The organism is Staphylococcus sp. HMSC063A07, assembly GCF_001836955.1.
Classification (GTDB): Bacteria; Bacillota; Bacilli; order Staphylococcales; family Staphylococcaceae; genus Staphylococcus; species Staphylococcus lugdunensis.
The window spans coordinates 31,825-32,102 of sequence record NZ_KV830918.1; the positions used below are offsets into that span (position 1 = coordinate 31,825).

Genomic DNA, 278 nt, shown 5'->3' on the forward strand with positions numbered 1-278 from the left:
AAGGCTTTCGAGATCAAGAATTTGATAAAGATGATAAAGGCACTTGGATCATTTATTCTGAAATGGTTATTGAACCCAAAGGTAAGAATATGGAATCTAGAGGAATGGTGCTCTATATAAATCGCAATACTAGAACAACAAAAGGTAATTTTATTGTCAATGAAATAACAGAGGATAGTAAAGGTAGACCCTTAAATAATAAAAAGAAATATCCAGTGAAAATGGAACATAATCGAATTATCCCAACGAAGCCAATACCGAATGATAAGTTAAAAAAA

1 protein-coding gene is annotated in these 278 nt (G+C 30.9%); it reads left to right on the top strand.

Annotation, left to right across the window (positions count from 1 at the left end; translation table 11 throughout):
• Window positions 1-278, top strand: a 278-nt coding sequence (locus HMPREF2597_RS05815; protein WP_141760423.1) for a Csa1 family protein, incomplete at both ends; no start/stop codon positions are given.